We start from the raw sequence: 8,683 nt of genomic DNA, 5'->3' as shown, positions 1-8,683 counted from the left end.
ATTCGCAGCTTTTGTCGCCGCTATCTGCCCCTGGGTTCTGACAATATCCGCCGCCTGGTTCCCAATCTCCCCTATCAACTGCGCCTCCTGCAGCCGGTTTTGCTCTTTTTCCTTGTCGAATATCGGGGAGAGCGTCTGGTTCGCGTGCTCAACGTCCCGGCTCAGCCCGCTCACGTCCTAGGTCCGTCTCCTCAGGTTTCGGATGCCATACCTGAATACTCAAGGCCTCTGGCTAGAAGTACTGGGATTTACGACCGCGCAGAAGATCGAGGTGATCACCGGGCCGAGACAGTTAATCATCCGGCTGACTGAGAGTTGATCGGCGGGTTAAAATATCCCGGCTAGAAGACCGGGATATGCTTTTTTAAGTCGCTGTTTTGCCAGCAATTCGTTAACCTTATCCGTTTCTTCGGGATGTAGCTGAGGATATTTTTCGCAGGCTAAGCGGACATACTGATAACAACTTTCTTCACTGACAATTACAGTATCATCTTCTTCCGGTGGATAACCGTAGGCAAATTCAACACCTTCGAAATGATCCTTTTCATCATAGCTATTCATATCTGGAAAATAGCAATATGCACCATCTTTATTTAATGCACCTTTAATCGTTAATAATTCGATAGCCCTTAAAAAATCCTCATCGTTATACATTCGATCGAAGTATGCCTTGATGACCCATACAGGGTCATCATCATGATATGGCTGACCAAATGACTTTTTATTCATCCATAACCTCTACTTTGGATGGAAGTTCTTCACCAAACCGGTATCTTTATTTATATATACGTGGAATGTAACACCGCCAGCTGTAGCATCATAAGATTGCTGCCCTTTGGCTATGGCTGCTTTGTAGTCTTTAGCGGCAGCTTCCTGACCTAATTGCAACATTTTCTCATCAGAGAAAACATTGGGATCATAAATAGTCTTTTTGAATGGTTCAGTACCATTATTTTTCAAACCAACTATATTACCCTCACGATCTTTAGCAGGTATTTGATACTCTATTTTAGCATATTAAATAGCTGGTTTTAACGTAAATATCCCGGCACGGTGACCGGGATTTTAATTAACATTCTTTTCTTAGGTATACGCAGAATCCATTACCATTCTTTATCGGACTTGGATAATCAAGACGTATTATACTCACATCAAAATTACAATGCTCATCAAAATCAGCCATTACTTCAGCCTCTATTTCAGAGACGATCTCTTCATCATCTTCGTGTACTTCACCATCATAATAAAAAAATAGCTTAATATAATTCTCACTCAGCTCTGCCATTATTGCCCGCATGTTATTAGTGACATTACCAAGTAAAGCCCTTTGTATGGATAGCTTGAAATAGTTATTAAAATCAGTTGATTTTTTCATGGTACTGTTTACTCCGATGGTCTTGCAGGAACAATATGAACACCATTTTTGCCATAATGGACGATACCATTGGTAGTCGGTGTGGACACACCAGTTTGAGGATCTATATAGTTCCCAATCACTTTACCATAATTAATTCTTTCCTTAGAACCTGGTGTTCCAATAGCCGCATTACCAACCTGTTGACCTGTTCCTAATTTTGAAAGCAATGAATCAGGTTGAACTGTGAGCACACTTTTATTTAATCCAGCTTCAGAAGCTATCTTGTATTCATTAGTTCCTGGTACGTGTTTATTCTGCTGACCTTGATTAATTGAAGGTTTAGCCACACTGCTTGCTGAAGTCCCAGAACCTTTTCCAGCTTTACTCACCCCACCCAGAGCACTTAACGCCACGCCCGCAATAATATCGGCCTGAGTCTGATCAAGGCCATATTTTGCCATGATCTGCTCAGACACTTTATTGCTGGCAACGATCCCGTCTGCATCCATCTGATGTGCCCAGGTTGCCGTCAAATCATAGACCATCTTGAATGGGATATCTTCGCCCATCGCACGATCCAGCGCCTGCTTCACTGCCATGCTGTCGGCCAGCACATCACCGTATTTCTGCTGACAGTTGGCCGGACTTGTCGCACAGTCACTGATTAACTGTTTTTGCTAGGCGGTACTCAGTTCTTCATACTTTGTGAGTATTCCGCTACAGTCGCCGCCGCCAGACTGACAGGACTTCATTTCAGCCGACCAGGCATCTATCTGTTTGCTACTCAGCCAGTTATTCTCAACCGAGTTTTTACCTGCCTGCGCACCTGCCGTACTGTCCCCGGCCACCCCGCCTGCCAGCGTCCCCAGCGTGCTTATCGTCTGACGCTGCTCTTCCGATAAATCCTTGCGGTCAACCCCCGGATACATCTGCTGCGCGATATACTCGCCTATCGCCGCGCCTGAAGCACCCGTGACCGCGCTGTTGCCCGCCGCGTAGGCCGTCACCGCGCCCACTACCGCGTGGGCCATCAGGTTCGCTTCCACATTCACCACGTCATGGCCGTTCGCGTCCTTTGTGATGGTCATGTTGTGAATGATTTCCGCCAGGTAAGGCGCTGCCGCCGCCGTCTAAATACCAAACAAAAGCTTAAGCCTCCAGAATTGGTATTATTTTGCTAATAAGGTAATAAATATGCTCCTTCTAGAGACTCGTACTGCGTGACAGCTTCTCGTCCTTCAGCCAAAAATTCTATACCAATTGGTTCCGGTGGATGCTGTTTAGTATAGGAACCTTCCAGAAAGGAACGGTATTGCTCAAGCACATATAATGTTTGTTCAATAGTTAAAAGAACCTGTTGCTCTTCTACATATTCACACCCTATAAAAACTCTATCTTGAGTCACCATTACCCAATGAGCATTACCTATACCAAAGTTTCCATCATTACTTTTCCCTGAAGACAGATCTGTTAAATCCCTCACCCAAATATCAACAGAGTGTATTCCGTACTGAATATCATTAGATAACCACCCTGCGATTTCACGTGCTCCATACCCTGACACCTTACCATCACATTTATTGCGTATACTTCCACCAATGGGAACAAAAAGATTGATTTTTTCATTCCACCAAAAATTAACCTGATCACTCAGCATTAGTTCTCCCTTCCGTTGCTACCGGCCATGCAGTTACTCCAGCTGCATCAGGATTTCTGTAATAAATTTTAATAATCTTCATTTTGCAAGCCGAAAGATATTCTAATCGCCGCCTTCGTCGCCGGGCTGTCGCTAGCTCTGTGGCTATCCGAATGCCAGTCTAGACGTGAGCCATGTTATGCCGAAGCCGAAGAAGTGGGCTACTTGAGCAACGAATAAAAATCCCATCCATTAAGGACTGGGATGCAGGCTTAAGAAAGAAGATCGAATAAGTCACTCCTTAATTGATCTAATTCTTCATTTTCATGAATTAAAACTTTTCCATCCCTGTACAGTACAAGATCATTCAAAGATCCCATTCCACCATAAAGGCTTAACAGAGAATATTTAGTGACATCGAGGTGACTTTCATAATTATTAGCCAAATCGAAAATGCTGGAAGACCAGTCTGTATAGCCACCTAATGCCAGAAGAGCAGCCATACGCTCCATTTTTTCTTTAACCAATTTATTTTTCTGTCTACTCATTTTAAAGACTTAATCTCAATAAATTCAGCACCTTTTATAGCCTAATTCTTAGGCCCAACTATTTTCTGTGTTCCACCTACATAAAACCATTTAAGAGCCCACTTCGCTTATATGACCTCTTTCCCATACAGAAATCTTAATGTCTTTTCGGTCTGACACATCTCCATCGCCTCTGCTCTGCTCTGCTGTTCATTTGTCAGAGTCTTCACCACATTTGCTAAGGCCGTAAATAATTACAGTCCTAACGGATATTAAAAAACCAAAACACAAATCCTGTCGGAATACCCAGTAAACCAATTTTTAATACTGTAGCAATCTCATCCTTTCCAAAAGGGAATGGCTTATCAAAATCCCAAAGTAACCAACCTCGCAAAAGATAAGAAAACGCCCCAATAAAAAACAAAGCTATACATGAATAAAAGCACAAAACAAATAACACCCCTATGGATTTGCGTTTTTTATTTTTATTCATTTTTACCTCTAAATATGGTATTATTCAAATAATTTCCGGTTGCGCCTGAAACAAAATCATTTCTTATTACTGATGGTAATCAACTTTGCGTTACTGGTTTATTTATTTTCCATATGCCTGTCGGCACTTATTCATATTGTTTCGATACAGGGTTACATTGTTTTATCCATTGGCACTTTGTTAATGTTACCTGCCGCATATCCAGCCGATGCACCGGCCTTGCTCAGCAGCGCCGCAATAAAGGGATCCTCACTGCTGATTTCAGTATGATAATCCCCCCCGCTGCATTCTACATCATTGTGGGGTTATAACCTTTACCTACCGTGATGGCACCACTTAGACTTGAACCAATCATGTCTGATAATTTTACTTCGCCCGTTGTTCTGTATTGGATACCTGCACCTGACCCTGACCCCGCCTCACGCTACCGCAATATGCTGCTCTTTAGTATTATTAACAGCACTGGTCATTATTGCCTTGCCTCCCATAACCAAGGTAGGCCATGAATTTTGGTCTATAACTACAGCTATGATACGGTCGCCTGTAGCGATATTATCCTTAAGGAATAGCGGATATCGTATATAACAGCGTTTTCAGTAGATTTTAACAACAGCCCGTACAGGACGGGCTGTTTAGTAAGGACAGATAAAATCTTTCTACTCTGTTATAGCCAGGATCTATTTTAATTAAAACAGATCACTTCTTAAACAAAGGTAAAAGGTAATAAAAAAACCATAAAATAAGACTTGCAGGAATAGCACCAAACATAGCACCTTTTAAGCCACGCCATAGCTTATCAAAACAAAAGACACCTACAGTTAAATAATTCAGCCCTTCAAAAAGGAAGAAGAAAACGGCAACTATAAAAATCATAGCTAATAATAGTAGCAAAAAAACCTTAATTAACCTTATAAGACTCTTTGTCATTTATTAGTTTCCTTTTTCTCTATAAAAAATTCAGCACAAAGCCTGAAACAAGAGAATCGCTAAGATGGCCGGGGTTTATTAGAAATCTAATGAGTAAGTTTTTACAAAGTCATTGTATACTTCATGAAGATGATAAAAACTCGCATCAGGCTCATCTTTCACTTCTTCATATTTTTCAATTAGCTTTTTAAATAACCCATCTGGTATAGGATAAGGGTCTGTCTCATTTTTTGCACAATAAAAATAAAATAATGCCTCTTGTAGTAATGGAACTGATAAAGAATCACTATTTTCAAGTAAAAATGAAAAAGAATATTGCCCATCAGTCTCTGACAAAAGTAGATATGACAAACAAGTTTCCCTCAAAATTCATTATATTGATTTTTTGACTCTAATATTAACCTACAAAAAACAAGCCCTTCGCGCTGATTATTCAAGTAAAGAGTATTGAGATAATCAAACGCATCTTTTGCAGGATCTTCAGGCGAAAGTTCGTTAACACAACCATTCGCTAGATAACTGCTTAGTCCATTAAGTAGCTCTTTGAGCTCTGGTTGATTTAAATTCATCGTCATTTGAATGCTCCGGTCTGTACAGTTGATAACCGCTTTGAGCCATCAGGTAAAATAGTCCAAGTCGCATAAACCCTGACAGAACCCCCTTTACCAGCCACTACACATGCCGTGCTGTCTCCGGCTACTCCGCCTGCCAGCCCTGCCGCCAGCGTCCCCAGCGTGCTTATCGTCTGAGCTGATCTTCCGTCAGGTCCTCGCGTTTCACCCCCGGATACATCTGCTGCGCAATATATTCACCTATCGCAGCGCCTGAGGCACCCTCGTCCACGCTGTTACCCGCCGCGTAAGCGGTTACTGCACTGACCACCGTATGAGCAATCAGATTTATTTTTTAGGTTTTAGTCCAACGCGAAATATTTCTGATGGGAATAATGGCTGAATTATGATTTCATCGTTGTAAATAAATAATTTCGGTGACAATGCTATAACGTCGTATACGTTTTCAGCTATCAGCTGAATGTTTGTTCTGAATAATGGAATATCTGCATCATCTGCTAAGACAAATACACCAATTTTTTTTAGCAAATTTGCGCTTAAGACATCGTTTAAATTATCATAATCATTATATTTAATGTCTTTCCACAAAACCCCTTCCGCAGTAACAGGATAACCATAAAGTATATCTATTGCTTTTTTTTCTGCATCACCAGTAACTATGCTAAAATTAACAAGCAACGCTTCTTTGCATTCCTCAAACAACGTCATACGTCTACCTGCTTAGCTGTTTCAATATAGTTTCAAAAGTTTTTTCATTACCCTCAAAAGGTATAACGTTTTTTACTGCCTTTTCAGGACCTTTACCTTTAGAGTAATCCCATATATTTATATGAGTGCCTTTCTCTGGATCATAATCCACACGCCATCATTGGATTGCCGACCAATAACCTTTCCATTACTAGCACTGACTTCTAATCGGCCAATAACAGGCTTTGAATCAGCAGCTAAATCATCAACTATATTTATGGCTTTATTTCTAGCATCTTCCCAGATCTTTTCAGCTTTAAGCACTATTTCAATACGGTTTCCCACTCCAGGTACTCGCTTGCCTGGCAATATAATTCCTGCGAGCATTCCACCTGTAGCTTCCAGAGCAAGCTGATTTCCTTCAGACGCCTGCACAACCGTGTCTTTCACCGCAGACCCGGTATCGCTGCTCATCAGCGCCTTAACGCTGTCCGCCACCGCCTGATTCTTCCCGGACAGGTCATTCAGCGCCGTTCCACAGTAGCTGTCTCCGACCGCACACGATGCCAGCGCCATTGCTGCATCAGCAGCATAATCCACTCCACCTAATGCTGCATCGCCGCTATCTGCAAGGGCATTTATAAGGCTGTTAGCGATGGCAGAAGTTGTGCCATTACCCAGCTTTTCCCTGACCTGATTTTTTAGGGATTCGGCAACCTGTTTAGCTGTTTCGCGGGCTCTGTCATCACTCAACGAGTTATTCTCAACTACAAATCATCTTCAGACACAACCTCAGAAGCTCCGCAGGCTTTAAACAGTTTCTTTAAAGCTCCCGACATAAACGTTGAGTCCAAAGTAGTTACTTCAATTAAAAAATGGCTATTATTTAACGGAACATCGAATAAAGTAGCATCCCACCAAAACCACTCTCGCTCCTCTGGTTCCAGCCAAGATAACCATGATGATAAAGTCCACTGATCATCATGAGATGCTTCGGTAAGCTTTTCCTCATAAGTCAGAGCATCCCAGTTTTGAACTTGCTTTTCCCTTTCGGCTTCAGTTAACTCTGGTGAAAAACCATTGACAAATTGAAATGGAAGCATACTTACCCACTTTTCAAGAGAAGGCCATTCTTGCGTCGAGTAATTATTTACAATGATCATAACCTCTTTCGCCAGAGCCAAAACTAAAGATGCATCATTACATGATACTACGAACCTGGCGATACCGAATCCCGATGCCTTAGCCATAGCCGGAGGAGATGTTTTTAACCTCTCCCTTTCCAACAAAATTTGCCGTAATATTTCATCATTTGCTTGCATCTTTTCCCGTCCCCAAAATAATTTTACCTTGCAATTCTTTCAGCTTTCCAGGCCTTATTCCATACTGATCTTTAGCTTTCGTTGGATCAGCAATAATAGGTTTTCCTTTATTCTCAGGTAATCGAGCAACACTCTCTTTTACGGCCGTTTTTCTCAAATCGTCCAAAACAGAGTTTGGCACTTCAAAAGTTTTGATCGTTGCATTATCCATATTCTGAATGCTGCGCTTTTCAAAAAAATCCAAAGCTCTGGCTTTATCACCAAAATTTAAATATAGCGTAGTGCTGCCAGTGATAGTAACCTGCCCATTGTCTCCAATTAAAAGGCGAGTGTTTGGTGCACCTTCCACACGATAAACAGTTACCGTACTTGGGCCTTTCATTCCATACATCGCACCACCAATCGATGCAGCGGTATGTATTCCAGCCATTGTGTAGTAAAGAACTTTAGCTGCCTCTGGGCTGATGTCATGTGTGGTCGCGAGCAGTTGTATATTGGCATCACGCTGCGCTATCGCATCCGCCGTCGCGTACTTCCACATCAAATCGTCTACTTGGCTCGCACCGTCCTTATACACGCTGCGCATTTTGGCAATATAATCGCCGTCGAGTAGCTCGTCATAGCTCTTCGCCATTCCTGCCAGATCCTGGCGCAACCCCCTACACTGCTCTGAAGACAAATTCTGGCAGGCCGCATCTATTGCAATATCAAACGCCTTATCTTTAGCGTTAAGGTCATTGATGAGTTTCTCTGCCTGCTGTTTCTTCTCGCCTTCCAGATAAGGCAGTGACCATTTCGCATCCTGCCGCTTTTTATCATCCTGAGCATTAAGTGCATTATTCTCAACCGCATTCTTACCGGCCTGCGCGCCCGCCACCGCACCCGCCGTACTGTCCCCGATCACCCCGCCCGCCAGCCCGGCCGCCAGCGTCCCCAGCGTGCTTATCGTCTGACGCTGCTCCTCCGTCAGGTCCTCGCGCTTCACCCCCGGATACATCTGCTGCGCGATATATTCGCCCATCGCCGCGCCAGACGCGCCCGCGACCGCGCTGTTGCCCGCCGCGTAGGCCGTCACCGCGCCTACTACCGCGTGGGCCATCAGGTTCGCCTGGACGTTCACCACGTCATGGCCGTTCGCGTCCTTCGTGGTGGTCATGGCGTG

The 8,683-nt window shown here is 43.2% G+C and carries 13 protein-coding genes and 4 pseudogenes; 1 reads left to right on the top strand and 16 read right to left on the bottom strand.

Annotation, left to right across the window (positions count from 1 at the left end; genetic code table 11):
* Positions 1-174, bottom strand: a pseudogene (locus EKL29_RS22740) (filamentous hemagglutinin); the annotation flags it as partial.
* Positions 175-220: 46 nt separating this feature from the next.
* Here EKL29_RS22740 and EKL29_RS23485 point away from each other — a divergent pair.
* Positions 221-319: pseudogene (locus tag EKL29_RS23485) on the top strand (type I toxin-antitoxin system SymE family toxin); the annotation flags it as partial.
* A gap of 8 nt (positions 320-327) precedes the next feature.
* Here the strand turns inward: EKL29_RS23485 and cdiI are convergent.
* From cdiI to EKL29_RS23460, 15 genes and pseudogenes are all read right to left on the bottom strand, one after another.
* A complete protein-coding gene (gene cdiI / locus EKL29_RS22730; RefSeq protein ID WP_126690822.1) occupies positions 328-729 on the bottom strand; it encodes a ribonuclease toxin immunity protein CdiI in 402 nt (133 codons plus the stop codon).
* A 9-nt stretch (positions 730-738) separates the two neighbouring features.
* Positions 739-960, bottom strand: coding sequence for a CdiA family toxin C-terminal domain-containing protein (locus EKL29_RS22725; RefSeq protein ID WP_311779077.1), 222 nt, complete (start codon positions 958-960; stop codon positions 739-741).
* Between the two features lie 109 nt (positions 961-1,069).
* On the bottom strand, positions 1,070-1,375 hold the full coding sequence (locus EKL29_RS22720) for a hypothetical protein (protein ID WP_126690820.1): 306 nt from the start codon (positions 1,373-1,375) through the stop codon (positions 1,070-1,072).
* An 8-nt stretch (positions 1,376-1,383) separates the two neighbouring features.
* A pseudogene (locus tag EKL29_RS23480) lies at positions 1,384-2,478 on the bottom strand (polymorphic toxin type 50 domain-containing protein); the annotation flags it as partial.
* A gap of 56 nt (positions 2,479-2,534) precedes the next feature.
* A complete protein-coding gene (locus EKL29_RS22705; RefSeq protein WP_311779076.1) occupies positions 2,535-3,014 on the bottom strand; it encodes a hypothetical protein in 480 nt (159 codons plus the stop codon).
* A 251-nt stretch (positions 3,015-3,265) separates the two neighbouring features.
* Positions 3,266-3,541 (bottom strand): DUF6966 domain-containing protein, encoded by a 276-nt coding sequence (locus EKL29_RS22700; protein WP_126690818.1) that lies wholly within the window; start codon positions 3,539-3,541, stop codon positions 3,266-3,268.
* A gap of 241 nt (positions 3,542-3,782) precedes the next feature.
* Entirely contained in the window at positions 3,783-4,013 is a 231-nt protein-coding gene (locus EKL29_RS22695; protein WP_126690817.1) for a hypothetical protein, read from the bottom strand.
* A gap of 696 nt (positions 4,014-4,709) precedes the next feature.
* The gene (locus EKL29_RS22685; RefSeq protein WP_126690816.1) at positions 4,710-4,940 is read right to left on the bottom strand and encodes a hypothetical protein; all 231 of its coding nucleotides are present in this window, start codon (positions 4,938-4,940) and stop codon (positions 4,710-4,712) included.
* Between the two features lie 78 nt (positions 4,941-5,018).
* Positions 5,019-5,291 (bottom strand): hypothetical protein, encoded by a 273-nt coding sequence (locus tag EKL29_RS23475; protein ID WP_311779075.1) that lies wholly within the window; start codon positions 5,289-5,291, stop codon positions 5,019-5,021.
* Between the two features lie 11 nt (positions 5,292-5,302).
* Positions 5,303-5,515: a hypothetical protein gene (locus EKL29_RS23470; protein ID WP_311779074.1), complete on the bottom strand. Its 213-nt coding sequence runs from the start codon at positions 5,513-5,515 to the stop codon at positions 5,303-5,305.
* Positions 5,512-5,652: a hypothetical protein gene (locus EKL29_RS23465; RefSeq protein WP_311779078.1), complete on the bottom strand. Its 141-nt coding sequence runs from the start codon at positions 5,650-5,652 to the stop codon at positions 5,512-5,514. Before EKL29_RS23465 ends, EKL29_RS23470 begins: the two co-directional genes overlap by 4 nt.
* 187 nt (positions 5,653-5,839) lie before the next feature.
* On the bottom strand, positions 5,840-6,220 hold the full coding sequence (locus tag EKL29_RS22670; RefSeq protein WP_126690815.1) for a hypothetical protein: 381 nt from the start codon (positions 6,218-6,220) through the stop codon (positions 5,840-5,842).
* A 4-nt stretch (positions 6,221-6,224) separates the two neighbouring features.
* Positions 6,225-6,589 (bottom strand): annotated as a pseudogene (locus tag EKL29_RS23610) (hypothetical protein); the annotation flags it as partial.
* 377 nt (positions 6,590-6,966) lie between these two features.
* Positions 6,967-7,521 carry a hypothetical protein gene (locus tag EKL29_RS22660; RefSeq protein ID WP_126690814.1) on the bottom strand — a complete coding sequence of 185 codons (555 nt, stop codon included), beginning with the start codon at positions 7,519-7,521 and terminating at the stop codon, positions 6,967-6,969.
* The coding region (locus EKL29_RS23460) for a VENN motif pre-toxin domain-containing protein (RefSeq protein ID WP_311779072.1) at positions 7,508-8,683 on the bottom strand (1,176 nt) is incomplete at its 5' end. The genes EKL29_RS23460 and EKL29_RS22660, both read right to left, overlap by 14 nt.

It is taken from the genome of Pantoea sp. YU22 (genome assembly GCF_003970755.1).
Taxonomy (GTDB): Bacteria; Pseudomonadota; Gammaproteobacteria; order Enterobacterales; family Enterobacteriaceae; genus Pantoea; species Pantoea piersonii.
This window is presented reverse-complemented; position numbering and strand designations above follow the sequence as displayed.

What these genes read in the sequence shown, in the direction of transcription:
- cdiI (WP_126690822.1), bottom strand. Translation starts at nt 729, where the DNA reads ATGAATAAAAAGTCATTTGGTCAGCCATATCATGATGATGACCCTGTA.
- EKL29_RS22720 (WP_126690820.1), bottom strand. Translation starts at nt 1,375, where the DNA reads ATGAAAAAATCAACTGATTTTAATAACTATTTCAAGCTATCCATACAA.
- EKL29_RS22705 (WP_311779076.1), bottom strand. Translation starts at nt 3,014, where the DNA reads ATGCTGAGTGATCAGGTTAATTTTTGGTGGAATGAAAAAATCAATCTT.
- EKL29_RS22700 (WP_126690818.1), bottom strand. Translation starts at nt 3,541, where the DNA reads ATGAGTAGACAGAAAAATAAATTGGTTAAAGAAAAAATGGAGCGTATG.
- EKL29_RS22695 (WP_126690817.1), bottom strand. Translation starts at nt 4,013, where the DNA reads ATGAATAAAAATAAAAAACGCAAATCCATAGGGGTGTTATTTGTTTTG.
- EKL29_RS22685 (WP_126690816.1), bottom strand. Translation starts at nt 4,940, where the DNA reads ATGACAAAGAGTCTTATAAGGTTAATTAAGGTTTTTTTGCTACTATTA.
- EKL29_RS23470 (WP_311779074.1), bottom strand. Translation starts at nt 5,515, where the DNA reads ATGACGATGAATTTAAATCAACCAGAGCTCAAAGAGCTACTTAATGGA.
- EKL29_RS22670 (WP_126690815.1), bottom strand. Translation starts at nt 6,220, where the DNA reads ATGACGTTGTTTGAGGAATGCAAAGAAGCGTTGCTTGTTAATTTTAGC.
- EKL29_RS22660 (WP_126690814.1), bottom strand. Translation starts at nt 7,521, where the DNA reads ATGCAAGCAAATGATGAAATATTACGGCAAATTTTGTTGGAAAGGGAG.